Genomic DNA, 24,299 nt, shown 5'->3' with positions numbered 1-24,299 from the left:
GCGAGCGGCTGCCGTGCCATTCAGGTACGGCCGCCGATCCCGGTTTACGGATCAGCGGAAAATCACTAGGTCATCGACTCATTAAATCGCAACCAGATGCGGATTGAGGCGAGCTTGATGGAGGTGAGGAAGTTGTCGTCACGTTTGTCATATCTGGTGGCGACGGCGCGATAGTGCTTGATTTTGTTGAAGAAGCGTTCGACCAGATTGCGCTTGCGATAGAGCCGTCTGTTGAATTGCAAGGCCGCAACGCGATTTGGCATCGGCTTCACATTGGCTCTCGCGCCGCGCGCGGCCAGCGTTTGACGCAGGGCGTTGGAGTCGTAGGCCCGGTCGGCCAGCAGCACGTCGCCGCGTTCGACGGTGTCGATCATGTCCTGCGCGCTACGCCCGTCATGGGCCTGGCCTTCGGTGATCTTGAGGACGATCGGCAGGCCGCAGGCATCCACCAGCGCGTGGATTTTGGTGGTCAGCCCGCCGCGCGAGCGACCCATGCAACGGGATCGCGTCTGTTTTTTTGACCGTTGGCCGCATGTTGATGCACGCGGATCGACGACGAATCGATCATTTGGATGTCGCCATCGTAAGCCTTTGAAACAGCCGACAGAATGCGATCCCACACGCCTGCCTTGCGCCACCGGTTGAAGCGGTTCACGCAAGTGGTGTGCGGGCCGTAGCGCGCTGGAATGTCCGCCCACGGCGCACCGGTGCGCAGCCGCCAGAAAATCCCGTTCAGCACCCGCCGATCATCCACCCGTGCAACGCCGCGCGACTTGTTCGGCAACAGCGGCTGGATCACAGACCATTCAAAATCCGTCAGATCAAAACGTGCCATTCAATCCTCCCACCTCTGGAGATTGAATCACGCATCCCGTCCAAACGGAATCCCGTTTATGGGTTCGTGACCTAATCTGTCTTCTTGGAAATCCGAACGTGGACGGACCCTGTGGGGCCGCGCCGTCGATCATGACGGCGCGGCCTTCTCTGTTTATGCGGCCTTCTCCAACAAGGTCTTTGCCTTTCCTTCCAGTTCAAGCCGCGTATCCTGATGCGTCTTGGTGCGAGCGTGCGCCGTCATGCCCTGCACGAAATCGAAGATGCTTTCGGGCGGACGGCCTTCCTCCTGTAAGACGGTCTCAATGATCTTAGCCGTTTCAGCCTTGCTGAACCCGCGCTTGCGCAGGAAGGTTTCGCGGTCGTCGTCGATGCGGGCAACGATGCGCTCCCGCGCCGCCTTGATGCCAGCGACGAATGGCGCGGGCGAGGAATGGGCGAAGCTCGTCAACGCGGGCGCGGCCTCATGGGCGAAACGCTGCGCGGCAAACTTGCTGTGCCGGATGGTGATTTCCTCGAAGTTCTCGCAACCCCAAAGATTGCGGTTCATGCACACCGCGCGCAGATAGAAAGATGCGATGCCAAGCATCTTCGATCCCACTTCGCTATTCCAGCAATAGAAGCCTCTATTCCAGCAATAGAAGCCTCGGAAATACAAATCCGGCTCACCTTATTCTCTATTCTTTTTCTGACGGCGGCGGACATGAGCATGACGAAGCCCCGCTTGCGCGGGGCTTCGCAGGGGCCGATGTCAGTCGGCCGCGCGGCGGGACCAGATCAGAGCGAACTCGCCCTCGGTGTCGGTCTCGACCAGACTCGCGTAGATCGGAGCCGGGAACGAAGGGTCGTCGAGCTTGACCGAGTGATAGTCGCGCTGCGTCTCGCGAGCGGTCTTCTTCCATGCCGCACCGAACTCGGTGGCGCCGGCGAGCACGCGGAAGTTGGGACCCTTGTCGTTGTCGCTTTCGACGGGGACGAACTTCACCGACTTGACGTTGAGCGTGAGGGTCTTGACCGAGCCAGAAAAGCCAGATTCGGTGCGGGAGAAAGTGCCGATGGTAGCCATGATGCGATTTCCCCCTGCTGATCGGACCGCGACCATCGCGATCTCGATGAAGGTCGACGGACCGGGGACGATCGGCCTGCAACATCCGGCGAGGACTTTTTTGTTTGGCGATGCAAAGCCGGCCCTGGCCGGCGGCGGAAAAAAGCCGCAGGCGGCGTGTTGCAGGTTCAAGATCGAGGCGACTTCTTCGTCGCCGGTCTTCGGTCAGACCTGAACCATCGAGTTCGCAGTGGGCGTGGTTTGGTCAGCGGAGGGACTGGAAATCGCGTCATGGCTGCCATCGATCCGCGCTTTCTCCCATCGCACCGACAACGGCTTCGCTGGCTCCTGCGCGGGCAAGCCCCGCACGCTCAATGTCATCCTCAGTGTCGGTGGAGTTCCTTGCCGGCCGTGAACAGGCAAGAATGAGAACGGTTCTGATTTCCGCCCGTCTGTTCGCCGTGATGATTCGCCGCGTTCGGTGCAGCGTGGGAGAAGGCGTCCAATGTGAGAAGGGCAATGGCTGCCTTTCCCTTGCAAGCTGGGCGGTCCGAGTTTCCCCGCTCCGGTCGGCTCGATGCGAGCCCCGTCGAGAGCGACGGCGAGGACATGGCGCTCATCTGGTCGCGCCGCCGCACCGCCAACTAAGGCCCGTGGGGATTCACAAGGAGCGTGAGATGTGATTCACGCTTTGGATGGATCGCTACGTTTTGACGGACGCCCAATGGGCGAGGATGGAGCCGCACTGTCTGGGGAAGCGCAGCGACCCCGGCCGGAGCGGCAGCGACAATCGCCGGTTTGTGGAGGCGGTGCTTTGGATTGCACGAACGGGTAGCCCCTGGCGCGACCTTCCGGCTCATTTCGGCAACTGGAGCACGGCCTTCCGGCGTTTCCGCGATTGGCGCGCAGCCGATGTCTTCGTGCGGCTTTTCGAGGCCTGCTCGGACGAGCCGGACATGGAATATGCCATGGTCGATGCGACGATCGTGAAGGTCCATCGGCACGGTCAGGGCGCAAAAGGGGGACTCAGAGCCAGGCCATCGGCCGCTCCAAAGGCGGCATGGTGTTCAGTCCCGGCATTTGATGGATTGGATCGATGATGAATCGATCGGGCTCTGAAGTCCATCGTTTGCAGATGAACTCGTAGGGTGTGAGGCGCTTTGAGCGTCTTCAGCCTTCGGCCGAAGTTGTATGCCTTGATGAAGTCCTGAAGGTGCCGGCGCAGTTGGTCATGATTGTCGTAGTGGAAGCGCTTGACGGTGGCGTCCTTGATGGTGCGGTTCATCCGTTCCACCTGTCCGTTGGTCCAGGGATGGTTGATCCTGGTGAGCCTGTGCTCGATGCCGTTCTCGTCGCAGACGCGATCGAAGATGTGGTGGAACGCATATTTGTGACGGGCGTGGTTGGTGAACTGGATGCCGTTGTCCGTCAGCACCGTGTGGATGGCATAGGGAACTGCCACGATGAGGTTGCGCAGGAACTGAGCCGCGACCATCTTGCCCGCCTCTTGGTGGAGCTCGGCGTAGGCGAACTTCGAAGTGCGGTCGATGGCCACGAACAGGCGCAGCTTGCCCTCAGCCGTCTGCACCTCGGCGATGTCGATGTGGAAGTAGCCGATCGGGTAGCTCCTGAACGTCTTCCTGATCGGCTTGTCGCCTTCGACCTCCGGGAGCCGGCTGATGCCGTGACGGTGCAGGCAGCGATGCAATGAAGACCGCGACAGGTGCGGGATCGTTGGCTGAAGCGCGTAGAGGCAATCATCGAGCGGCAACAGGGTATGCTTGCGGAAGGCGACGATGATCGCCTCCTCCTCGGATGAGAGCACCGTCGAGCGCGGATCTTTCGGTCCCGTCGGAAGGTCGGCCACCGAGGTCCGCTTCTTCCATTTTGCGACGGTCTCCTACGCTGCGAACGTCCACGTCCGCCGCTTCCACGACCGTCGCAACCGGGACGGCCTTCGCCCTCTTCGATGTCCTAGCCATTGTTCCGATCCTTTCTCTGTTCATGCCGGAGGCATGGCCCCCGCCATGCCTCCCGGGGGCGCGTGAGCGCTCGGCAGAGAGGGGGGCGGCTATCGGCGAGCGTGGCCGGGCTGCGCGACAAGCGAGGTAGATTGGAAGGATCGGTAGAATGACAAAGATGCGCCGCCTTGCGCGTGCGCGGCCCTGCCATGTCGCAGGCGGTAGTCGCGGGGGAGAGATGGCCGAGACCATCTCTCCCCGGCTACGATCGGCAAGGCGTCAGCCGCAGCCGATCACGACAAAGCGAGCGAAGCTCTCCGTAATTTCTGCGTCGATGGGGACAGTGCCGGCGGCTCCTGGCCGTCGAAAAAATGCTGGCCCTTTTGGGCGCTGTATGCTATTGTCCTACGAGCATGAAAGGAGCCATCATGCCCAATCTCGCTCCTGTGAGCGTGCGGGTGTCCAAGAAGGAACGCGAGCTGCTTGAGGCCGCGGCGGATCAATCCCGCACCAATCTGAGTGACTTCATTCGCCGCAAGGCGGTGGAAGCGGCCGAGATCGACCTTCTTCAGCAGACTCGCGTGACGATCCCCGCTGCGAAGTGGAAACAATTCGAGGCGTGGGTGAACAGTCCCGCCAAGGAAATTCCGGCGCTGAAGAAGCTCTCGAAGAGCCGCCCGGTATGGCAAGACTGACGCCACCGCGGCAGCTTGAGGAGACCGACGACTGCGCAGGATTTGATTGCGGGCGCGAGTCGATGAACCAGTGGTTTCGTCGACACGCCTGGCGTAACCAGCAAATCGACGTGTCGCGAAGCACGGTGATCCGTGACGCGGAAACGGGAATGATCGCCGGCTACGTCACGCTCAGCGTGGGACATATCGAGCGTGAGTATCTGCCAAAGTCGTCGCAACGGAATCGGCCGGAGAACATTCCGATTTTTCTGCTCGGCCAACTTGCCGTCGATACGCGATTTCAGGGCATGGGGGTTGGGCGGTCTCTGATGTTCTACGCGCTGAAAACCGCAGTGGGCATGGCGAAGGAGATCGGCTGCTACGGCGTGCTGACGCATCCGCTCGATGACGATGTGCGTCGCTTTTATCAGAACTTCGGTTTCGAGCAGCTACCACATGATCCGCGACGCAGCATGATTGTTCGGATCAAGGATCTGGTGCGCAATGGCTTCGACGCAGACTAAAATAGAATCGTTCTCGACTTGGGTGGCGGTGGATATCTGCCGCATGACAAACCGCGAGAAACAAGTATTTTTACGACAGCGTTCGCTGCTGCTGCCGCAGAAGCTACGATCATCTGCGAAGCAAAGCGTCGTTGGCGAGCGCTCTACGGGGGAGACCGCTGACGTGACCGGGAATGCGCATTCTCAAATGTCGGTCTTGGCGGCACAGTTCGTCGTGAGCGGAATGGGCCGCTCGGCGACGAGGCGATGGCGTTGGCAAGACCGAGAAGGACGACAGCCGAAAGCGTGCGGTTGGTTCTCGTGCCATCGGAGCGCGCGGAGGCTTACGACCCCGCAAAGACCGACCCGCGCCTCGTCGCGCTTGTGCGGCTGCTTGCGCGTCAAGCCGCGCGGGAGTTCGTCGACGCGGAATGGGAGCGCGCGTCCCGCGAACGCCTCCGTAAATAGGGAGGCCGTCTCATGAAGGTCGCGCTTTACGCCCGTTATTCATCGGACAATCAGCGCGACGCCTCTATCGAGGATCAGCTTCGGCTGTGCCGCGCTCGCGCCGACCGCGAAGGTTGGAAGATCGTCGACAGCTATACGGATCGGGCGATTTCCGGGGCATCGCTTCTGCGGCCCGGCGTTCAAATTGATCGCGGACGGCCTCAAGCGTCGCTTTGATCTCGTTCTGACGGAATCGCTTGACCGGCTGTCGCGCGACCAAGAGGACATTGCCGGCTTCTACAAGCGAATGCGGTTCGTCGGCATCAACATCGTCACTTTGTCGGAAGGCGAAGTGAGCGAGCTGCACATTGGTCTCAAGGGAACGATGGGCGCGCTGTACCTCAAGGACCTGGCTGACAAAACGCGGCGCGGACTTCGCGGGCGTGTCGAAGACGGCAAGTCAGGTGGTGGGCTGTACTACGGCTATGATGTCGTCAAGCAATTCGACGCGAACGGCGAAGCGATCCGCGGTGATCGCACGATCAATCAGGCTGAGGCCGACGTTGTCCGCCGTATCTTCGCGGATTATCTGGCTGGTCAGTCATCGCGCACGATCGCGATGACGCTGAACCGGGAGGGTGTGTCCGGGCCGCAGGGAAGCGAATGGGGGCCGTCAACGATTCACGGCAATCCGAAACGCGGCGTGGGCATCCTCAACAATGAACTTTATGTCGGCAAGTTGGTCTGGAACCGGCTGCGCTACATCAAGGACCCTGACACAGGTAAGCGCGTTTCGCGGCTTAACCCGGAGGGCGAGTGGGTCATACAGGACGTCCCCGAACTGCGCGTTGCCCGAATATGGCGGAGGTCTATCACCAAAAGATCGCCGCCCTATACCGGGACCTACAGAGCGAGGAAACCAAGACCCAGGCTGCGGAGACCTTCCGGTCTCTGGTCAGCCGGGTGGACCTCGTTCCGGAAGGCGGAACGCTGGCAATCCTCCTGCGCGGCGACCTGGCGGCGATCCTCCGGTTTGTAGCGGGCAAGAAAAACCCCGACGTCCTTTCGGAAGCCGGGGTTTTGGACGACCTGCTATCGCAGGCATCGGTGGTTGCGGGGATAGGATTTGAACCTATGACCTTCAGGTTATGAGCCTGACGAGCTACCGGGCTGCTCCACCCCGCGTCAAGGTGTGACGGGCTTGTATGCGCCGCAGAACGCAAACGCAACCCCTTTTGTAACAGATTGATGTCATTCGGGATTTTGCCTGTCGGCGCGCGAGATAGGAATGCGAACCGCACATGCTCCGGGCCGGAGCAATCGCAGCAGAACGCGCATTCGGCGGCGGAACAAGGCGTGAACCGTCGTTCGAAACCGGGAAGGCGACGGACACAGTGCGGACACGAAACGGACTGCTCCGCTGATCAGGGTTTGAGCGATGGCGTCAGTGATCTGCTGGAGGAGAGCGCCAATATTGCAGCTGGCACCCGCGACTCCCGGGCAACGGCGGCGCCGTGAAACCGGAGCTTGACAGCCAGACTGTGAACGGCGTAAACAGTTTTTGTTTACATCGTTCACAGGCCAAACATGATCCCGGACGACGAACTGGTCGGCATCAATGAGATCGCCGAAATGGCAAAGACGTCGCGGCAAGCGGTCGCCAACTGGCGCACTCGCATGTCCGACTTTCCGAAGCCGATCGTCGATCTTGCCTCAGGGCCTGTTTTCCGCCGGTCGCACATCCGCGCCTGGCTAAGGAGAAGGAAGGTCCCAATGGCTCACGTATTTTCGACTATCAATCTGAAGGGTGGCGTCGGCAAGACGACTACGACGGTTGCCCTCGCCGAAACCCTTTCGGCGGAAAAGCGCAAGAAGGTGCTCGTGATCGATCTCGATCCGCAGACGAATGCAACCACGATGCTGATCGGCGAGGAGAAGTGGCGCGAGCTCAATGACAAGGGCTTCACGCTGGCTCAGCTCTTCAAGGATGCGCTCAACCCCGACAGCAAAAAATTCGATCTTAAGAAGACGCTGCAGAAGCGCGTTTCCGACGTTTCGTCGGCAACCACCATCGATCTCTTGCCATCCAGCCTCGACCTGATCGACGTTCAGGATGAGCTGATCAACACTCCTGTTGGCAAATATGGCGCCATTCGGCCATTCGACATTCTGTGGCGTGCGACGAAGGATCTGATCGAAGACTATGATGTAGTGATCATCGATTGCCCGCCTAACTTGGGGAAGATTACGCAGAACGGTCTTCGCATGTCTCACGGGTTCATCATTCCGACGATCCCGGATATTCTCTCGACCTATGGCATTCCCCAGATCGTTCGGCGAGTCCGCGAGTTCTCGGAGGAGATAGCCGAAGATATCGAACCGCTCGGCATTGTCGTGACCAAATTCCAGGCGAATTCGAACGTGCACGTCAACATGCTGAAGCAGCTTAAACTGAACCATACGGCCGATGCGAAGAATTGGCCGCCGGTGTTCGACACGCTCATTCCGCAGGCTAATCAGATTGCCGCCGCAGCAGAGCATTCGGGCTACTCAACCTTGAAACAAAAGTGGGGCTATCAGGGCCTGCATGATCGGTTCTCCGATTTGGCAACCGAGATTCTGACCAAACTGGGGGTTTGAGATGAATATGAAGAGAACCCTGAACGAACTGGTGCGCGCCGTGGTCGACGAGGCGGAGCGCAATCCTGAGTTCGCCCGCCGGATCGAAGAGGCGCTTGGTTTGCAAGAGAAGCCGAAAAAGCCCGTCTTATCTCGCGCGTCACATCGACGGGCGCCGGCAGCCCTTGATCCTGTCGAGCTTGCGCGCCGAGGCGAGTTGGAACTTCGGGCGCGCCTCGCGGAACTGAATCTTGAGCAATTGAAGGATGTCGTCGCTGACTATGGGATGGACCCCGGCAAACTGGTCCTGAAATGGAAGACGGCCGATCGGATCATTGACCGCATCGTCGAGGTGTCGATCGGCCGAGCCAGAAAGGGAGAAGGTTTCCTGTCATCCGGCTCCCCTCGCTCGGAATAGTCGCCGCAACGCGGCGGGCCATCACCCACCGCCGCGGAGACCAGCCCAATGCTGCGCGCACGTTGCGGTGAAACCCGCCCACGCACCGCCCCCGTGCTTTCCGCCCTGTTTGCGCCCCTTCCCGCCATTCTTAGTAAGACCCGCCGAGAGCATCTTGCTGACCGGAAATGACCGCGGCTGAGTGGCGCGGAAAGGGTCGAAAGCATGAAGGCGCATCTCACCGAACGCAACGTGAAGGGGCTTCAGCCGAAGCAGAAAAACATCATCGTCTATGACGAGGAGGTCGTCGGCTTCGGTGTCCGGATCACCAGCGGCGGCACGCGCGCCTTCATCCTGACCTACCGGATCGAAGCGCGGGAGCGCCGCCTCACCATCGGCGCATGGCCAGATTGGTCGGTCACCGCCGCCAGGGAAGAAGCAAAGCGGCTGAAGCGCGAGATCGACCAGGGCCGTGATCCGATGGCCGAACGGGACGAGGCCCGAGAGTCGCCCAACGTGCGACAACTGATCGACCGTTATCTCGAAGAACACGCCTCCAAGCTTGCGAAGCGGAACCGCGACGATCAGGCGTCGATGCTGCGCAAGCTGGTCGAACCCGCCTGGGGACCACGCAAGGCGGCGGAGATCCAGCCCGATGATGTCGATAGGCTTCTCTGCCAGATCGCCGGTGGCACGCTGGGAAAGCGAGGCCGCAAGCCCACGCCGGTCCGGGCGAACCGTGTCGGCGAAATCCTGCGCAAGATGTTCAACCTTGCGATCCGCTGGCGCATCCGCACCGACAACCCCGCCGCCGGTTTCGCTCGGAATGCCGAAGCGCCTCGGGACCGCTATCTCTCAACCGATGAAATCGGGCGGCTATCCGCCGCGCTCGATGCGCATCCGAACCGCCGCGCCGCCGATGCAGTGCGCCTGATCCTGCTGACCGGCGCGCGACGCGGCGAGGTGCTGGGCGCGCGTTGGGATCAATTCGATCTTGACGCCGCCGTCTGGATCAAACCCGCCGCCACCACGAAGCAGCGCCGCCTGCACCGCGCGCCGATCAGCGCGTCCGCCGCCGCGCTGCTGCGCACGATACGGCTGCGCGTGCCCAAAGATTGCGAATGGGTGTTTCCGGGCGATGCCGAAGGCAAGCCGCTTCAGGACATCAAGCGGTTCTGGGAAGATGTCCGGACGAAGGCCGAACTGCCCGCCGTCCGCACCCACGATCTGCGGCACACCTTCGCGTCCCTGCTCGTTTCGGGCGGCATGACGCTGCCGATGATCGGCAAGCTCCTCGGTCACACCCAAGTTCAGACCACGCAGCGCTATGCCCACCTGCTCGACGATCCCCTTCGCGCCGGGCTTGAACAGGTCGGCGATATGCTACGGGCTAAGCCGCGGTTGGTTCAGAATGTAGCGACAGCCTGACACATCTTCCCGAGCGGGTAATTCTGGCAATCTGCTCGACAGAATTGGGCGAATATTCCCGAGCGGGACTTTTCCATCGACATGCGTACCGATCAGTGCTTATTTGCCTGCTCGGGAAGAATGGCGAATCGCACCGTGACACCTACCGAAATCGGCGTGATCGTCCGAACTACTCGCAAGTCGCAGAAACTGCGGCAAGATCAGCTCGCAGGAGCTGCTGGCGTTGGCGTTCGGTTTATCGTCGATCTCGAAGCCGGCAAGCCAACCGCGCAAATTGGAAAGGCGCTCCTGATCCTTGCGGCGCTTGGCTGCAAGGTGACGATTGATCCGCCGCCTAGCCGCTCGTGAGTATGGCGCTTGCGATCCGGGGACGTTGCGTGGAGTGTAAAGTCACGCAGGCTTGGTACCGCGAGTAACGGTTTTCAAACTTGCGACGCAGTCATTTGTTCTGTATTTGTTCACGTCCCGTCGGGCGAGGCTTTAATCGGAAAGAGGGAGAAGGCATGCAACTGGAGCTCATATCACAGGACTTTGCTCAGCGCGCCGTCTCGCCCTTTCTGGAACTCGGTGCGTATGAGTCGCTGTGGGACGAGCAGAGCGCGAGCTTCAAATCCATCGCAGATCTCTTTTCGAAGCAGGAAGGCGCGGTGCCGTCAGATTTTGTGGAACGCTCGCGTGCGTCTTCATATGCAAACGATGTTCACGCTCGTCTGAAGGACGCTGGCATCAAGAGCTATGGCGTCCGCGTCCATGGTGCCGGTGACTACCCGGAGCGCCTGCGAGTCGCTGATCACCCGATTGAGCTTCTTTACTTCCAAGGCTGGTGGGAATTGGTGAACTCGCCGAGATCGGTTGCGGTCGTCGGGACGCGGAAGCCCTCCGCAGAGGGACTGGCCAGAACACGCAGGCTCGTGAAATCGCTTCTGCAAGACGATTTCACTATTGTGTCGGGCTTGGCCGCTGGCGTGGACACGGCGGCGCACACCGCCGCGATCGAACTGGGCGGGCGAACGATCGCCGTCCTCGGAACGCCGCTCTCCAAATCCTACCCTGCGTCGAATGCGAAACTGCAGCAACAAATTGCCGAGCATCACCTGCTGATCAGCCAGGTGCCCGTGAAGCGCTACAGCAATCAGAAGAATCCAACGTCCAACAACTTCTTCTTTCCGGAGCGCAATATCACAATGTCCGCGCTGACCGACGCGACAATCATCGTGGAAGCCGGAGAGACGTCGGGAACCTTGGTGCAAGCGCGCCATGCTCTGAAGCAAGGTCGAAAGGTCTTCATATTGGAGAGCAATTTCCGCAATCCGGAACTGAAATGGCCACACACATTTGAGGAGCGCGGGGCGATCCGCGTCGCCGACTATGACGACATCCGGCGACACATCGTTCCCGTCACGTCTCACTAAGATCGACGAGCTCACGCGCGGCGATCACACCTTCCTCGAAGCCGGGGACGAGTGCCTGTTTTTTGGGGACTATTCGGCACGCAAAGGCTTTTCCCACAGCGCCACAAACCAGCTCATCCTAAACTTTAAGAAGCCCGTTCGATTCCGTGGCACGGCGAGTTGGCGGTACAAGGCGCTGGCGATTAACGCTGCCGCGAACGCCTTCACGCGGAATCTGGGCGCGGCTTTGTCTCAGTTGACGCTTGTGCCGGTTCCGCCGTCAAAGCTCAAAACAGACCCGGAGTATGACGATCGCGTTATGGACATGCTGCGCGCCATAAGAGCGCCGGCAGGAGTAAATCCAGACGTTCGAGAACTTATTCGGCAAACACATCCGATGGCGGCGGCGCACGAGAGCGCTAATCGACCGCCGCCAGGCGACTGGGAAAGCGTCTATGCAATCGACGAAACGCTCGTGCAAAACGAACCCACATGGATCGGCATTGTTGACGATCTGTTGGTCACAGGATGTAGGTTCCGCGCGATGTCAAACGTACTGAAGCGGCGCTTTCCAGCGGCAAGGATCACAGGCCTATTTCTTGCTCGCCGCGTGCCAGAGGCAATCGACTTCTCCGAATTTTTCACAGACCTCGACCAGTAGTTTGACGGCTTAAGGGCCTTGCCGAACTATTGAGAAGCAAGCTCCTTCCAGATTGCCGAAACTTTCCGCCGCACCGTCCGTTCGTCGGGCGGCGGGAAATCCTCCCGGCCCGCGAACCAATCCATCATATCGCGCACCAACTCGCCCTGGCTGACCGGCATGCCATGATCGTGCACACGCCGAGCGATGGCGCCTGCGAAGGCGTCCCAATCGTGCTTGGGCGGCGCGCCCGGCCCGGCGGCGCGCTTGGCTTGTGTTGATGCCTTCGGGCCGCTCTCGGCCGCACCCGCGTCGAACAATCCCCAGGCGCGTTCGCAACGCTCAAACTCTTTGCGCAGGATGATCACGTCGGCGGAGGTGACGGCGACACCATCGACCGGGCGCGCAATCCACTCCCACTCCGTTTTCTTCGAACGACGGAAACGCCGCACCAGCGCCGGCTTGCGCGATGCGCCGTCACGCCGGAACAAGGCGACCACGTCCGCGCCGTCGATCTCCACGATCCCCGAGGCGATCTGCTTGTCGGCCGTCTCGACCGTCGGCAGCACGGCCGAAAGTGCGATCTCGCCGTCGATCGCCCAGCCCGCGATGTCGAGGGCGGGAACCTGCCAGCGGATCGCGGTGTCGGTAACGGTCAGAAAGGAACGGGGCGGCGCTGGCATCTCGAAACACTCGTTATTTGGTCATGGTCATCATTTGCTGGTGGAATTCCTTGCGTCGCGGCTGCGTCGATAGAGCGTCACAACGGCTTTGATATCGCCGCGAAGATCGGGCGGCAGGCGCCCGGCTTCGCAGAACAGATCGTCGAGCTTCACTTCAAGGATGGCGGCGACGCGCTCAACGAGATCGTCGCGCGGCGGGTTTTCCTGCTCGCGCTCGACGCGGCTCCAATAGGCAGGCGAGACGCCGAGACGCTCGGCGAACTCATTCAGGCCGAAGCCCTTTTGATTGCGGTGAAAGCGGACGGTTTGACCGAAGGCCATCAGAGCGTGCTCCCGGTTTCAAAGCGCCGACCGATGAAGCCGCCCTTCGCCAACCGCACCGACATGAAGGCGGCGGTCACGCCGAACGCTTCGGCGAGGTCATCGACCAGCAGGCCGAGTGTGCCCTCGCTCGGATCGAGATCGACGAAGGGAACGGAGCGACCATCGGGTGCAGCGCGCCAGTGGAAAGGCAGATCCAGGGCACTTGCGTGCTTCGGCAGCACGCGCGCGAGCTTGTCGGCCGGAACCAGAAACGCGCCCATGAACTCGTCGGCCCGCCATTCGACCCAATCGATCGGTGCCCCGGGCCTGGCGATGGCGGGCGCAACCGATGTTCGGAACGTCCGCCGGATGTTGCCGCCCATCGCCGCCGGCATGTCGAAGATGGCGTGCGCAAACTCGTGCGCGGCGGTTGAACGGATCACCTCCGGCTGATGAGCCAGCAGGCTGGCGTTGATGCTGATCATCACCGTGTCGGGCAGTTCGGGATCGTTCTCGCAAACGCCGAGCGCCTCGTGGCCGTTCTCGTCGTGGATCGGTCGATCGAGGCCCCAGGACAGGTTGATCGGCTTGCCGTTGACGACTAGGCGCGCGGTCTTCGCGATCAGCGCCGCCACATCGACCGGCCTTGGCTGAACCCCGAACAGGCGGGCGCGGATGTCGCTGGCGATGCTCGCGATCTTCTGAGCGCTCAAGCGATGGGGATCTCCCGCCGCAGTGCTTGGATATGCGATGGCCAGAACCATCTCCTCCTCCTTTCATAACCCGATTGGTCAACAGTCAGTTCTTGATATGTTCTTTCGCCTCTGGAGTCGAGTCGATTCTTCGACGGCAGCGCTTTCGCGTTGTGGATTGACGGCAAGGTACGCGCCGCCTCCGACGGTGGATTGAGGCGGCCAAAACACGCTTGCGCTTGTTTATGCCCGTGTTTCCGCCCGTATTCGGCCCGTCTTTATGCCCACGCCCTATTGTTTCCGCCCCGTTTGCGCCCGTTTCAACCCTGCCTGACGCCGGCCCGCCGTGGTCCCTTTGCGGTCATCGGAACCGCAAGGACACAAGGAAACGGGCATGGACGATCAAGTTAACGCGCAACGAAACGGAGCCGCTTCCGCGGAACTGATGCAAGGCTGGATGGGGCGGCGCGAGGTCGCCGAAGCGCTCGGAATCTCGACCGCGACCTTGCAACGCTGGCAGACCCGCCGGATCGGCCCGCCCTGCGTCCGGATCGGCCGCCGCGTCTTCTATCGCGCCGATGCCTTCCGCGAATGGATGATCTCCCAGGAACGCGGGCCGGTGGTCTCGAAGCGCACGGGGTCCGCCCGATGATCGCGCCCCTGATGATTGCCGAGCGGCTTGAAGCCCGCGCGCTCGCCGCCAATGCCGTCCGCTCCGCCTTCTATGAGCGCTTCGGCGAACATCCTTCCGCTGAAGATCGCCTGTGGCAGATCGATCCGATCGCCCGGCTGGATTTCGTCGGCGATGTCGAACTGAAACTCGGCGTGGCGTTCCGCGACGAGGATGTCGAATTCCTCGACACCCCGTCCGACCTGATCGAACGCGGCGCTGAGATCCTGATCCGTGGGGGCGTGCGATGAGCAACCCCTTCGAACGGCATGACATCGGCCATCTCTCCGCCTCGTCCCTCAATCTCTGGGCGGCCGAACCCGCGCTCTGGATCATGGAACGCCTGCTCGGGCGGCGATCGCCCTCCGGCATTCCCGCCGCACGCGGCAAGGCGGTCGAGGCCGGCGTCAATATCGGCCTTCACGATCCGGCGCTTCCCGTTGAGGCCTGCATAGCGGAAGCGGAAAGCGCCTTCGATCGCGAAACCGCGCTCAATCCCGATCCGCGCCGCGACGACGAACGCAAGAAACTGCCGGGCTATGTGCGCGGCGCGCTGGCCGAACTCCGGCAATACGGTCTGCCCGATGCCGACGGCTATCAAGGCAAGGTTGAAATCCGCCTGGACGATATCGCCGTTCCGGTGATCGGCTTCGTCGATTGGCGGTTCTCAGGCCACGGCCTGATCGTCGACCTAAAGACCACCGAACGACTGCCGTCAGTGATCGGCGCAAGCCACGGCCGGCAAGGCGCGGTCTATGCCACCGCCCACGGCAATTTCGGGATGCGCTTCGCCTACGCCAAGCCCGCTCCGGCCAAGGGCGATGGGCGGCAGGTCCAGGTTCTCGAAATGTCGGGCGATGACGTGCGCGCGCACCTCGCGGCACTTCGGCTTATCGCCCTCTCGCTCGGGCGCTTCCTCGCCCTCTCCCATGACGCCCGCGAGCTCGCGGGTCTCATCGTCCCGGACTTCGACAGTTTCTACTGGTCGGACCCATCCGTTCGCGCGGCGGGCCGGGATGTCTTCGGGTTCTGAACCCTCAACCGCTCAAGGCTCAACGCTCAAGGAGACGAACAATGGCACTCAATATCGGCGCTTCTGGCATAATCCGCCCCTACGTCAAATACAACGCCAAGTCGGACAAGTGGTTTATCCGCGCGGAGGGCGGCGGCGATCTGGAAATCGCCCGTCCCACCTTCCTGCTCGACCTCGCCAACATCCGCACCGGCTGGCTGCGCTTTCAGGAAGGCCAGGCGCCGGAACGGCTGATCGATCCGGCACTGGATAAGGTCGCGCCCACTCCCGGCGAGGGCTTCAAGCGCGGATTCGTCGTGATGGCCTTCTCGCCGAAGTTCTTCGGCGGCGCCGTCGAGATGGCCTCGGCCTCGATCCACGTATCGAACGCCATCCGCGATGTCTATGCGGTGTTCGAGGAACAGGCCGGGCGCACGGAGAACCGCGGCAAGGTGCCGGTGATCACCTGCACCGGCGCAGACGCCATGAAAGACAAGTATGGCACCAACTACCGGCCGAAGCTCGAACTGACGAAGTGGGTCGATCGTCCGGCTGATTTCCCGGACGCCTCGGCTGTCGAAGAGAGCGAGGTCTGGAAAGGCAACGCCGCCGCAGCGTCGAAGCCCGCGCCCGTCGCCCATGTGCCGCCGCCCGCCGCGAAGCCTGCGCCGCAGCCGATTTACGAAACCGACTTCTGACCTTCCGGCGCTCTCGGATCGCCGGGAGCGCCGCCTTTTCTTCCATCCGCCCTGATCCCTTCAACGCGCCGGAGCGCGAATGACGACGCACGCGCCAGAATCCGAGCCCGATCGCACCGCGATGCTCCGCCATGTCGAACTGGTATTCGGCGGCGGCTTCGACGGTGCGCTCGATGGGCTCGTCGAACTGGCGTGGACCGATCCGGCGACCGGCTCGCTTCGCAACGCGCAGATGTTCGGCACCGATCAGCTCGAAGAGCTGGTCGAGCGTGCCGCTGAACTGAACCGCACCGAACGCTGCAACGTCTATGTCGGCGCGGCGCTCCGCAAACCCGGCACCGCGCTGGCGAAGCGCACTGCTGATTCCGATTTCCATTCCGCGCCCTTCGCCTGGGCCGATATCGATGATGATTGCGTCGAAGCGGCCATCAAAGCGGCGAAGGCGGCAGGTGTTCCGGCGACCATGACCGTTGTCACCGGTCGCCATCCCCATATGCGCGCGCAATTCTGGTGGCGGCTTGTGGACGCCGAGCGGGACGCCGCGGCGATCAAGGCGTTGTGCTCGAGCATCGGCCTCGCGCTGGGCGGCGACAGCACCGTCTCGAACCCCGGCCGCGTGCTGCGCCTCGGCGGATCGATTGCCTGGCCGCTCAAGCCGGGCCGCGTTGTCGAATCTACCGAAGTCCATATCCCCGAAGATGATCGCCCGCCGGCCTATTGGGCGTCGGCGCTCACGCAGGCCTTCGCCGCGCCCGCGCCGCTCCTCCAGACTGCTCCGGCAGCGTCCGAGCCGTCGGCGCCCTCAATGGCGCCTTCGACGCCGAAGCCGCTCGAACTGCCTATCGGCAGTCTGTCGGTGGAGGCGACGCTGGCCGCGATCCAGCGCAACGACCACTGGCATCAGAACACCGTGCGGCTCGTCGGCAACTGGGTGGCGCGCGGATTGTCGAACGCCGAGATCCTGGCATTCGCGCCCGCCTTGACCATCGGCAACGGGCCGGACGGGCGAAGCTACACAGTCGACCAGACGTGCCTTCAACTCAACTCGATGATCACGGGCGCGCGGCGCAAGTGGAACCTGCCAAACCCGGTCGTGACGATCGAGGACAAGCTTCCGCCGCCTCCGATGGAGATCGAATGGGAGGATGGCGCAAGCGCCGCCATGATCCCGCGTCGCCGCTGGCTCGTCGGCTCATTCGCGATCCGCGGCCATCTGACCGTGCTGGTGGCACCTCCCGGTGCGGGCAAATCCACACTCGGCATTGCACTGGCAGTGGCCGGCGTCACGGGTCGCGGCGAGATCGTCGGCGAAACCGTTCATGAGACCATCAAGGCGTGGGTCTGGAACAACGAGGACGACCGCAACGAACTGCGCCGCCGCCTGGCTGCGATCATGCAGCAATGGAACGTCGCGCCCGCTGATCTGCGCGGCAAGCTCGGTCTTAACTCCGGCTCTGAGCGCCCGCTCGTCATCGCCAAGGCGACCAAGGACGGCGCGGTGGTGCGCCTGCCGGATATCGAAGCCATCATCGAACGGGTGCAGGCCGAAGGCATCGGCCTCCTGATCGTCGATCCCTTCGTCGAGACCCACGAGGTCGACGAAAACAACAACGCCCAGATCAAGGCCGTCGCCGCCATGTGGCGCGAAGTGGCCCGGCGCGGCGATTGCGCGGTCGTCATCGTCCACCACACCGGCAAGCCGCCATCGGCTTCGCCCGATGCGTGGACGGGATCGCTGTCGGCCTCGCGCGGTGCGTCGTCGCTCGGCGGTGTCGCTCGGATCATGCGCACGCTCTTCGCCATGTCGCAGAGCGACGCCGACAAGTTCGGCCTCGATGCGGATGAGCGCCGCCTGTGGGTGCGTCTCGATGATGCGAAGGCGAACCTGTCGCTAGCGTCCGGTTCGGCGCGCTGGTTCAAGCGAGTGTCGATCATCATCGCCAACGGCGAGGAAGTCGGCGCGCTGGTGCCCGGCGATCCGAACGAGCGCGCGCCGCAAGTGGATCGCGCCGCTGAAATCGAAAGCGCGCTGTTCGAAGCGATCCGAACCGCCTGGAACGCAGGCTCGCCGCTCTCCGAACAACCCCGGGCGAAGGATCGCTATGCGCCGGGGATCGTCGGCAAGGCAATGCGCATCGCGTCTGAAACCGTCGCGGATGTGTTGGCCCGCCTGATGGGCGGCGGTGCGATCGAACGGACGCGCTTCGACGCCAAAACCAAAACCTACGGCCTGCGGATCGTCCCTTTGGACGAGCGCGATATGCGCTCCGACCAGCGCCGAAATCATGAACCTGCGGAGGAGTTCGAATGACCGCAACATGCTGGCGGAGAAGCGGCGGAGACATCCGCCAAGTGTTTGATTTCATTGGAGGCGGAAACGTCGCGGAGACGCGGAAACGTCCCGCTAACCCGTTGATTTCAAAGCGGAGACGGAAACGGAGACAGGTCAGTATCCCCTACGGGGATACCGCGCGGGCGCGCACGCGAGGGCGTGCCGCGCCGCGCTTCCATCGGAGGGCGCAGGCATGACCGCCGCCCTGAACCCGATGCCCTCAGCCGATCTGGCGAAGGCCTCGCTCGATCGCCTCGATGCGGTGGCTTCGGCCATGGAACGCAAATGGGGAATTGATCGCCTTCCGAAGCTCGTCGATGCGCCGCTCGCCGTTCGGTTTCGGTCGCAAGCCGAACGTCTCGACGAGGCAATCCGTTCGGATATTTCGGCAGCGATCTCGGCCCAGGCCGAAGCCATGCTGCGGGCGTGGAATGCGCTCGACGCCGCCGCGATCACCGGAGGCTGGAAACCGCTCGCGCCGACGATCTGGGAAGCCGTGCTGCCCGAAACCGGCGAGGTGATCGCCATCGTGCGCGATTCCGACGAGGCCTTTGCGCTGGGACACGAACGCAAGGGCGCGGTCTGGACGCTGGCTGAAGTGGCGATTGCGATCGAAGCCTTCGGTGACACGGTGCGCGCGACGAAAGAGGCCTTCCCCGGCGCCGAAGTCACCGCGGTTCGGCCCGCAGGGACAACCGCCAAACTTGCGATCGGTTCTGCCGCGCCTGTCGTGGCCACAGAACGCGAGACGAAGCCTGCCCGCAAACTGCCAGCCCGCAATCGCCGAAACCGTTCTGCGGGCTTCGCAGGGCTTTACGCGCCGCTGCTCGATCCCCGTCCCGAAACACCATCCACCAAGCCGCCGATCGATTGGGAACGCGGCGACGACATCCCGTTCTAGCTCAGGAGGAACCCATGCTTGCCCTCGCCTTTGAAAACCCTGCTATCCCGCCGGCGCCCGCCGTGGCGCCGCCGGCGTCGCGAACGATCCTCGCGCTTGACCTTGGCACCCGAACCGGATGGGCCGTGCTGCCGCGCTCGGGCCGGATTGCCTCAGGCGTTACCGAATTTCGTCCCGGCCGCTTCGAAGGCGCGGGCATGGCGTTTCTGCGCTTCGAGAAATTCCTCGCCGATCTCAACCGCGACGCTGGCCCGTTCGACGCCGTGGTGTTCGAGGAAGTCCGCGCCCACGCCGGAACGCTTGCCGCGCAGGTCTATGGCGGCTTCCTCGCCCATCTCACCGCGTGGTGCGAGCGCAAGGCCGCGCCCTATCTCGGCGTGCCTGTGGCCACCATCAAGCGCCACGCCACCGGCAAAGGCAACGCGCCGAAGGAGGACGTGATCCGCGCCGTGCGGGCGCAAGGCTTCCTGCCGAAGGACGACAACGAGGCCGATGCTCTGGCCCTTCTCGCCTGGGCCATCGCCAATGAGATCGGAGGCGCGCAATGAGCAAGCGCCTGTCTGGACCGCTCTCGCCGAACGAGATCGAGGACCGCTTCGAGGAAGCGGCACGCACACTGCGCCGCCTGCCTGACGACAAGCCGCAGGGCTATTTCAACGTCTGGCCCGCCATTGTGCGAACGACATGGGAAATCATGGCCATGGAGCGCCAGCCCATGAAGGTCTGGGCGACGCCACAATCCATCGACCGCATGGAAGAATGCTTCGCCTGGCTGTTCTGGCTCGAACCCGAAGAGGCGCGCGTTGTGTGGCTGCGCGCCGAGGGCATGCGCTGGAAGCCGATCTGTCGAAGGCTCGGCGTGAGCAGGGCGACAGCCTGGCGCTGGTGGGCGACCGCGCTGATCAAGATCAGCCATCGCTTGCACGCCGACGACAAGCCGCGCATGTCGAAGCCGAGGAAACAGGCGTCATGAACCACGCCTCTTCGCGCGCGCGTAGGGACGACTTGAACGCGCATTCGACGACGTGGGGGCGGCTCTTGCCCGCGCTCAACAGGCGCGCATTGACGCCAGTTCGTCTAACTTCGAGCGAGACAAATTCAGAGGTTTTCGCGATATTTGTTGGCATGATCGCGAGAGGTGCAGGCATCAACACCACGATCCCGCGCACCCTCGCATTCGAACGCTTATCCCGACGACAACGCGCATGCGGCGCGAAACCGCCGATCCCCGCCCCTTTTAGGTTCTTCCAGGCCCTCAACGTATGCGGGCGGCGGCAGCGCGATCCTTTGCTAGCGGCAGGTTCGCGAACCGGGTTCGCACCCCGCCCTTGAGGTTCGCGGGTTCGCACCCCGGTTCGCATTCAACGGAGACACAATGCTCGCCATCGAGAGCCGCCCGATTGCGCGGCTGATCCCCTATGTCCGCAACGCACGGACGCATTCGGGCGATCAGATTGCGCAGATCGCGGGCTCGATTGCCGAGTTCGGCTTCGTGAACCCGGTGCTGATCGGCGCCGACGATGTGATCATCGCCGGCCACGGGCGCGTTCTCGCCGCCGAGAAGCTCGGTCTCGCCGAAGTGCCGGTCATCGTGCTTTCGCATCTTTCGGAATCGCAGCGCCGGGCGCTGGTGATCGCCGACAACCGGATCGCGGAAAATGCGGCCTGGGACGATGCGATGCTCAAGGCCGAAATCGCCGCCTTGCATGAAGACGCCTTCGATCTCGATCTTCTGGGCTTTGCCGAAGAGGAACTCGGCCGGTTGCTCGATGGCCTTGACGCCGATGCCGGCGGCGATGGCGCGGCGGATGGCGAGCCATCGTCCGATGCCTCGACCGAAACACAACGCGCGACCCTTGCCGAGCGCTTCGGCATTCCGCCCTTCTCGGTGCTCGATGCCCGCAAGGGCTGGTGGCAGGACCGCAAGCGCGCCTGGATCGATCTCGGCATTCGCTCGGAACTTGGACGCGGCGAAGGCGCGACCTATGGCGTCGCCGACGGCGTGACCGAGCCCGGTCTCAATCACTATCGCAACCGGAACAATGCAGCGCCCGGCGGATCACCCCGCCCGCTCGATCGCGGCTGGACCGGCAAGAAGGACAAACCCGCCCATGGCTAAGGGTCTCGCCCGCACGTTCGGTCAGGATCTGATGCGGGGCGAGCATGAGGTCGGCGCGACCACCAACGGCGGCGTGCTGATGCCGTCGCACACATCGGGCGATCCCGGCTTCTATTCGAAGAAGCGGGCTCGCGAGGCGGAGATCGGCCGCGAGCTGACGACAGAAGAATTCCTCGCCGACCACTACGAGGCGTCCGACGCGCCGACCGCTTCCGGCACGTCGATCTTCGATCCGGTCTTGTGCGAAATCGCCTATCGCTGGTTCTGCCCGCAAGGCGGAACCGTGCTCGATCCCTTTGCGGGCGGCTCGGTGCGCGGCATCGTCGCCTCGCGTCTGGGGCGTCGCTACGTCGGGATCGAACTTCGGCACGAGCAGGTCGAGGCGAACCGCGCGCAGGTCACAATCGCCGTCGAACCGTCGCCGGAATGGCGCGTCGGCGACGCGCGCGATCTTGGCGCTATTGCCGCGGATGTCGCGGCGGACCTGATCTTCTCCTGCCCACCCTATTGGAACCTCGAACGCTATTCCGACGATCCTGCCGATCTTTCGACGATGGGTGAGGCCGCGTTCTTCGAGGCGCAGGCCGCGATCATCGCCGCCGCCGTCGCCCGATTGAAGGACGATCGCTTCGCGGTCTGGGTTGTCGGCGATGTGCGCGACGACCGCGGTTTCTACGTCAACCTGCCAGGCCGAACGGTCGAAGCCTTCGAGGCGGCGGGCGCGCGCTTTTACAACGAGGCGATCCTCGTGACCGCCGTCGGATCACTGCCGATCCGAACCGGTCGCCAGTTCACCGCCGCGCGCAAACTAGGGCGCACCCACCAAAGCGTTCTGGTCTTCGTCAAAGGCGATCCCCGGCGCGCAACCGAAGCCTGCGGCGAAGTCGAATTCGGCGAGATCGAGGAGGCCTTGGCATGACGCCGCCGATTGTCCGTGAGCACGGCGGCGTATCAGTGATCCGCGACGATCTTTTCCCGGGCGGCACGAAAGCGCGGTTCATGCCGGTGCTGTTTGAAGGCGCGGAGGAAGCCGTCTACGCCAGCCCGGCTGAGGGCGGCGCGCAAACCGCGCTCGCGACCGTCGCGAAGGATCTCGGCAAGCGCGCGACGATCTTTGTCGCGGCGCGAGCCAAGCTCCATCCGCGAACGCTGGAAGCGGCAAGGCTCGGTGCGAAGGTGGTGCCGGTTCGGCCCGGCTATCTCTCGGTCGTGCAAGCTCGCGCGAAGGACTATGCAAAAACGAGCGGCGCGCGGCTTGTGCCCTTCGGCGTCGATCTGCCCGAAGCCATCACACGCCTTGCAGACGCCGCGCTGGCGACCGGGCTTGATCCCGATGAACTCTGGTGTGCGGCTGGCTCCGGCGTGCTGGCCCGGGCGCTGGATAAAGCTTGGCCTCGTGCCCGCCGCCATGTCGTTCAGGTTGGACGGGAACTTGCGCGCGAGGACGTGGCGAACGCCACGATCCACGTCTATCCGCGCCCATTCTCCGATGTCGCGAAAGCGATATCGCCGTTTCCGTCCGATCCGCACTACGACGCGAAGGCTTGGGAGACGATGACGGCCCGGAAGGGTCCGGGCCGCGTCGTGTTCTGGAATGTCGCTGGGCCTGCCCGGCCTTAATTGCATCAAGTGATCTTGATAGTCAGACATGAACATAAGCTGTCGGCACTTTGCAGTAGCCGACAATTTGCGGAGGGGGGTCGAGTGTGTAGTCGTGAATATCACTCACGTTGTTCTTCAACCCCTTCCGCTCAAGGGAATGATAGCGCACTGCAAGAATGCAGTACTCCCCTGACCGATCTTGGCGCATTTGCATAGCGTGGCCCAGAGCCATGGAGCTTTGCTTCGCGAAGGAAACTGAAGGTAGCCCATTGGTGCCTGTGGGGTCGGGAATTATGAAGCCATTCTTCAGTATCGGCTCCAAATTTGCGATTGGGGTCGCATGAAACAGCACCAGATCATCGCGCTCAAGCACATCAGGAAAGACGCAGTAACTGGTAGAGGACGGATCAGTCGGGAACGCGTATTCGATAGGGTTCATTTTGCTCCGCCCGATGTTTTCAAGACTCATGACGTTGTTTGATTCAAGCGACATTAGCGCTCCTGACCTCTTCTGCGAAGCGTTCCGTGTTCGCTGTCAGTTCGGCCCTCAGATCGCCGATTGCCTGCGACGCGCCTCGATGGCGATGAGCGCGAGATCGCGATAGCGCGCCATGGCCTTCGGGCTCGTTGAAACCGGATTGATCTCGATGGCCTTCAGGCCTTCGACATCGCTCGCTTCGACCAGCGTCACCAGCTTGGCGAGCTTCGCCCGAAACCGCGCATGTGTCGGCTTGGAGAAATCCGGCGCTGCCGGAAGCGCGCCCGCCTGCGCCTGCTCGATGATCGCCTTGCGCTTGCCGGGCTTTGGGCTGGTCGGCGACGTTGCCAGCTCGGACTCCGTGGTCTTGATCGGCGGCTGGCCATCGGTGTCTGTCGCCATTGCCCGCCAGCCGAACCGGCCATCGGGCGTCTTGAACACTTCGAACTCGCCGGGCTTCAACCCGGTGCGCTGCGCACCGCGCTGGGCGTTGAACTTCTTGTCGTAGGTCGTGGCTTCCGTGGTCATGGTCGTGCTCCTTCAGGATCGGGTTCAGTTCGAAGTGACAAGCGCCGAACGGCCTTCGGCGGTGACGCCGTAGATCAGCGGAAGGCGCTTGCCGAACGGTGTGGGGTTATCGGCGACGAGGCGCATCGCCTCAATCCGCGCATCTTCAAGGGTCGGCGCGCTCGCCCGGGCGTAGCGCCCGGTTCCGAGGAACAGGGCAACGTCATAGCGAACGGCGTTGGCGAGAACTGCAGCGTTGGCGGCGTCGGCGGGATGAACTTTGCGGCGCTTCATGAGCGATCTCCGTGGGTTAGGACGGGTCGCAGACAGCCTCGACACACAAATCGGAGCAACTCCTAAGTC

The 24,299-nt window shown here is 62.7% G+C and carries 31 protein-coding genes, 1 tRNA gene and 4 pseudogenes; 25 read left to right on the top strand and 11 right to left on the bottom strand.

Annotated features, from left to right (window positions below):
• Window positions 1-65: 65 nt before the first annotated feature.
• From NWI_RS16680 to NWI_RS04360, 3 genes and pseudogenes are all read right to left on the bottom strand, one after another.
• A pseudogene (locus NWI_RS16680) lies at window positions 66-835 on the bottom strand (IS5 family transposase).
• 153 nt (window positions 836-988) lie between these two features.
• Window positions 989-1,504 (bottom strand): annotated as a pseudogene (locus NWI_RS04365) (DUF932 domain-containing protein); the annotation flags it as partial.
• Between the two features lie 81 nt (window positions 1,505-1,585).
• Window positions 1,586-1,900 (bottom strand): DUF736 domain-containing protein, encoded by a 315-nt coding sequence (locus tag NWI_RS04360; RefSeq protein ID WP_011314152.1) that lies wholly within the window; start codon window positions 1,898-1,900, stop codon window positions 1,586-1,588.
• On the opposite strand from NWI_RS04360, the gene NWI_RS04355 reads away from it, so the two are divergent.
• The 3 genes and pseudogenes from NWI_RS04355 to NWI_RS16675 all read left to right on the top strand — a co-directional run.
• Window positions 1,899-2,114 carry a hypothetical protein gene (locus NWI_RS04355; RefSeq protein ID WP_148203774.1) on the top strand — a complete coding sequence of 72 codons (216 nt, stop codon included), beginning with the start codon at window positions 1,899-1,901 and terminating at the stop codon, window positions 2,112-2,114. The genes NWI_RS04360 and NWI_RS04355 overlap by 2 nt on opposite strands.
• A 284-nt stretch (window positions 2,115-2,398) precedes the next feature.
• A complete protein-coding gene (locus NWI_RS18455) occupies window positions 2,399-2,527 on the top strand; it encodes a hypothetical protein (RefSeq protein WP_283805212.1) in 129 nt (42 codons plus the stop codon).
• A 47-nt stretch (window positions 2,528-2,574) separates the two neighbouring features.
• Window positions 2,575-2,942, top strand: a pseudogene (locus NWI_RS16675) (IS5 family transposase); the annotation flags it as partial.
• Here the strand turns inward: NWI_RS16675 and NWI_RS04350 are convergent.
• Window positions 2,906-3,779, bottom strand: a pseudogene (locus NWI_RS04350) (IS481 family transposase); the annotation flags it as partial. The pseudogenes NWI_RS16675 and NWI_RS04350 sit on opposite strands and share 37 nt — an antisense overlap.
• A gap of 489 nt (window positions 3,780-4,268) precedes the next feature.
• Between NWI_RS04350 and NWI_RS04345 the strand changes: the two are divergent.
• From NWI_RS04345 to NWI_RS18135, 5 genes are all read left to right on the top strand, one after another.
• On the top strand, window positions 4,269-4,535 hold the full coding sequence (locus NWI_RS04345) for a DUF1778 domain-containing protein (protein ID WP_011314149.1): 267 nt from the start codon (window positions 4,269-4,271) through the stop codon (window positions 4,533-4,535).
• Complete coding sequence (locus NWI_RS04340; protein WP_347335901.1) at window positions 4,460-5,038, top strand: GNAT family N-acetyltransferase; 579 nt, start codon at window positions 4,460-4,462, stop codon at window positions 5,036-5,038. The genes NWI_RS04345 and NWI_RS04340 overlap by 76 nt, the downstream gene beginning before the upstream one ends.
• 246 nt (window positions 5,039-5,284) lie before the next feature.
• The gene (locus NWI_RS04335) at window positions 5,285-5,485 is read left to right on the top strand and encodes a hypothetical protein (protein ID WP_187148012.1); all 201 of its coding nucleotides are present in this window, start codon (window positions 5,285-5,287) and stop codon (window positions 5,483-5,485) included.
• A 12-nt stretch (window positions 5,486-5,497) separates the two neighbouring features.
• Window positions 5,498-5,701, top strand: a complete 204-nt coding sequence (locus NWI_RS18450) for a recombinase family protein (RefSeq protein ID WP_041344759.1) — start codon at window positions 5,498-5,500, stop codon at window positions 5,699-5,701.
• Window positions 5,670-6,503: a recombinase family protein gene (locus tag NWI_RS18135; RefSeq protein WP_011314147.1), complete on the top strand. Its 834-nt coding sequence runs from the start codon at window positions 5,670-5,672 to the stop codon at window positions 6,501-6,503. The genes NWI_RS18450 and NWI_RS18135 overlap by 32 nt, the downstream gene beginning before the upstream one ends.
• Before the next feature lie 69 nt (window positions 6,504-6,572).
• Here the strand turns inward: NWI_RS18135 and NWI_RS04320 are convergent.
• Window positions 6,573-6,649: transfer RNA gene (locus NWI_RS04320), tRNA-Met, on the bottom strand.
• Window positions 6,650-7,051: 402 nt separating this feature from the next.
• Between NWI_RS04320 and NWI_RS04315 the strand changes: the two genes are divergently transcribed.
• The 6 genes from NWI_RS04315 to NWI_RS04290 all read left to right on the top strand — a co-directional run bounded on the left by NWI_RS04315 (window position 7,052) and on the right by NWI_RS04290 (window position 11,960).
• Window positions 7,052-8,104 (top strand): AAA family ATPase, encoded by a 1,053-nt coding sequence (locus NWI_RS04315; RefSeq protein WP_011314146.1) that lies wholly within the window; start codon window positions 7,052-7,054, stop codon window positions 8,102-8,104.
• 7 nt (window positions 8,105-8,111) lie between these two features.
• Complete coding sequence (locus NWI_RS04310) at window positions 8,112-8,501, top strand: hypothetical protein (RefSeq protein ID WP_210160324.1); 390 nt, start codon at window positions 8,112-8,114, stop codon at window positions 8,499-8,501.
• Window positions 8,502-8,705: 204 nt separating this feature from the next.
• Window positions 8,706-9,908, top strand: a complete 1,203-nt coding sequence (locus NWI_RS04305) for a tyrosine-type recombinase/integrase (RefSeq protein ID WP_011314144.1) — start codon at window positions 8,706-8,708, stop codon at window positions 9,906-9,908.
• Between the two features lie 120 nt (window positions 9,909-10,028).
• Entirely contained in the window at window positions 10,029-10,256 is a 228-nt protein-coding gene (locus tag NWI_RS04300; RefSeq protein ID WP_041344757.1) for a helix-turn-helix domain-containing protein, read from the top strand.
• A gap of 155 nt (window positions 10,257-10,411) precedes the next feature.
• The gene (locus NWI_RS04295; RefSeq protein ID WP_011314142.1) at window positions 10,412-11,320 is read left to right on the top strand and encodes a DNA-processing protein DprA; all 909 of its coding nucleotides are present in this window, start codon (window positions 10,412-10,414) and stop codon (window positions 11,318-11,320) included.
• Window positions 11,277-11,960 (top strand): hypothetical protein, encoded by a 684-nt coding sequence (locus tag NWI_RS04290; RefSeq protein ID WP_011314141.1) that lies wholly within the window; start codon window positions 11,277-11,279, stop codon window positions 11,958-11,960. The genes NWI_RS04295 and NWI_RS04290 overlap by 44 nt, the downstream gene beginning before the upstream one ends.
• A 26-nt stretch (window positions 11,961-11,986) precedes the next feature.
• Here the strand turns inward: NWI_RS04290 and NWI_RS04285 are convergent, their stop codons facing one another.
• The 3 genes from NWI_RS04285 to NWI_RS04275 are packed head-to-tail and all read right to left on the bottom strand — an operon-like array spanning window position 11,987 to window position 13,560.
• Window positions 11,987-12,622, bottom strand: a complete 636-nt coding sequence (locus NWI_RS04285; RefSeq protein ID WP_011314140.1) for a hypothetical protein — start codon at window positions 12,620-12,622, stop codon at window positions 11,987-11,989.
• A gap of 30 nt (window positions 12,623-12,652) precedes the next feature.
• Window positions 12,653-12,943 carry a helix-turn-helix domain-containing protein gene (locus NWI_RS04280; protein ID WP_011314139.1) on the bottom strand — a complete coding sequence of 97 codons (291 nt, stop codon included), beginning with the start codon at window positions 12,941-12,943 and terminating at the stop codon, window positions 12,653-12,655.
• A complete protein-coding gene (locus NWI_RS04275; RefSeq protein ID WP_148203773.1) occupies window positions 12,943-13,560 on the bottom strand; it encodes an ImmA/IrrE family metallo-endopeptidase in 618 nt (205 codons plus the stop codon). Before NWI_RS04275 ends, NWI_RS04280 begins: the two co-directional genes overlap by 1 nt.
• Window positions 13,561-14,011: 451 nt before the next feature.
• Between NWI_RS04275 and NWI_RS04270 the strand changes: the two genes are divergently transcribed.
• The 11 genes from NWI_RS04270 to NWI_RS04220 all read left to right on the top strand — a co-directional run bounded on the left by NWI_RS04270 (window position 14,012) and on the right by NWI_RS04220 (window position 22,969).
• On the top strand, window positions 14,012-14,269 hold the full coding sequence (locus NWI_RS04270) for a helix-turn-helix transcriptional regulator (protein ID WP_041345363.1): 258 nt from the start codon (window positions 14,012-14,014) through the stop codon (window positions 14,267-14,269).
• Complete coding sequence (locus NWI_RS04265) at window positions 14,266-14,538, top strand: hypothetical protein (RefSeq protein ID WP_011314136.1); 273 nt, start codon at window positions 14,266-14,268, stop codon at window positions 14,536-14,538. Before NWI_RS04270 ends, NWI_RS04265 begins: the two co-directional genes overlap by 4 nt.
• Window positions 14,535-15,320 carry a hypothetical protein gene (locus tag NWI_RS04260; RefSeq protein WP_011314135.1) on the top strand — a complete coding sequence of 262 codons (786 nt, stop codon included), beginning with the start codon at window positions 14,535-14,537 and terminating at the stop codon, window positions 15,318-15,320. The genes NWI_RS04265 and NWI_RS04260 overlap by 4 nt, the downstream gene beginning before the upstream one ends.
• A gap of 41 nt (window positions 15,321-15,361) precedes the next feature.
• The gene (locus NWI_RS04255; RefSeq protein WP_011314134.1) at window positions 15,362-15,997 is read left to right on the top strand and encodes a hypothetical protein; all 636 of its coding nucleotides are present in this window, start codon (window positions 15,362-15,364) and stop codon (window positions 15,995-15,997) included.
• 79 nt (window positions 15,998-16,076) lie between these two features.
• Window positions 16,077-18,308 carry a helicase RepA family protein gene (locus NWI_RS04250; RefSeq protein WP_011314133.1) on the top strand — a complete coding sequence of 744 codons (2,232 nt, stop codon included), beginning with the start codon at window positions 16,077-16,079 and terminating at the stop codon, window positions 18,306-18,308.
• A 214-nt stretch (window positions 18,309-18,522) separates the two neighbouring features.
• A complete protein-coding gene (locus NWI_RS04245) occupies window positions 18,523-19,230 on the top strand; it encodes a hypothetical protein (protein ID WP_011314132.1) in 708 nt (235 codons plus the stop codon).
• A gap of 14 nt (window positions 19,231-19,244) precedes the next feature.
• A complete protein-coding gene (locus NWI_RS04240; protein ID WP_011314131.1) occupies window positions 19,245-19,778 on the top strand; it encodes a hypothetical protein in 534 nt (177 codons plus the stop codon).
• Complete coding sequence (locus NWI_RS04235; RefSeq protein WP_011314130.1) at window positions 19,775-20,203, top strand: DUF6362 family protein; 429 nt, start codon at window positions 19,775-19,777, stop codon at window positions 20,201-20,203. The genes NWI_RS04240 and NWI_RS04235 overlap by 4 nt, the downstream gene beginning before the upstream one ends.
• 402 nt (window positions 20,204-20,605) lie before the next feature.
• On the top strand, window positions 20,606-21,349 hold the full coding sequence (locus tag NWI_RS16390; RefSeq protein ID WP_011314129.1) for a ParB/Srx family N-terminal domain-containing protein: 744 nt from the start codon (window positions 20,606-20,608) through the stop codon (window positions 21,347-21,349).
• Window positions 21,342-22,268, top strand: coding sequence for a DNA methyltransferase (locus NWI_RS04225; protein WP_011314128.1), 927 nt, complete (start codon window positions 21,342-21,344; stop codon window positions 22,266-22,268). Before NWI_RS16390 ends, NWI_RS04225 begins: the two co-directional genes overlap by 8 nt.
• Window positions 22,265-22,969 carry a pyridoxal-phosphate dependent enzyme gene (locus tag NWI_RS04220; protein WP_011314127.1) on the top strand — a complete coding sequence of 235 codons (705 nt, stop codon included), beginning with the start codon at window positions 22,265-22,267 and terminating at the stop codon, window positions 22,967-22,969. Before NWI_RS04225 ends, NWI_RS04220 begins: the two co-directional genes overlap by 4 nt.
• A 22-nt stretch (window positions 22,970-22,991) precedes the next feature.
• On the opposite strand, the gene NWI_RS04215 is transcribed toward NWI_RS04220, so the two are convergent.
• From NWI_RS04215 to NWI_RS04205, 3 genes are read right to left on the bottom strand one after another with little or no spacing between them, the layout of a single operon-like run.
• On the bottom strand, window positions 22,992-23,444 hold the full coding sequence (locus tag NWI_RS04215) for a hypothetical protein (protein ID WP_041344755.1): 453 nt from the start codon (window positions 23,442-23,444) through the stop codon (window positions 22,992-22,994).
• Window positions 23,445-23,498: 54 nt separating this feature from the next.
• The gene (locus NWI_RS16385) at window positions 23,499-23,957 is read right to left on the bottom strand and encodes a hypothetical protein (protein ID WP_011314126.1); all 459 of its coding nucleotides are present in this window, start codon (window positions 23,955-23,957) and stop codon (window positions 23,499-23,501) included.
• Window positions 23,958-23,981: 24 nt separating this feature from the next.
• Window positions 23,982-24,230, bottom strand: a complete 249-nt coding sequence (locus NWI_RS04205) for a hypothetical protein (protein WP_011314125.1) — start codon at window positions 24,228-24,230, stop codon at window positions 23,982-23,984.
• Window positions 24,231-24,299 lie beyond the last annotated feature (69 nt).

Origin of the sequence: Nitrobacter winogradskyi Nb-255 (assembly GCF_000012725.1) — a bacterium.
Classification (GTDB): domain Bacteria; phylum Pseudomonadota; class Alphaproteobacteria; order Rhizobiales; family Xanthobacteraceae; genus Nitrobacter; species Nitrobacter winogradskyi.
This window is presented reverse-complemented; position numbering and strand designations above follow the sequence as displayed.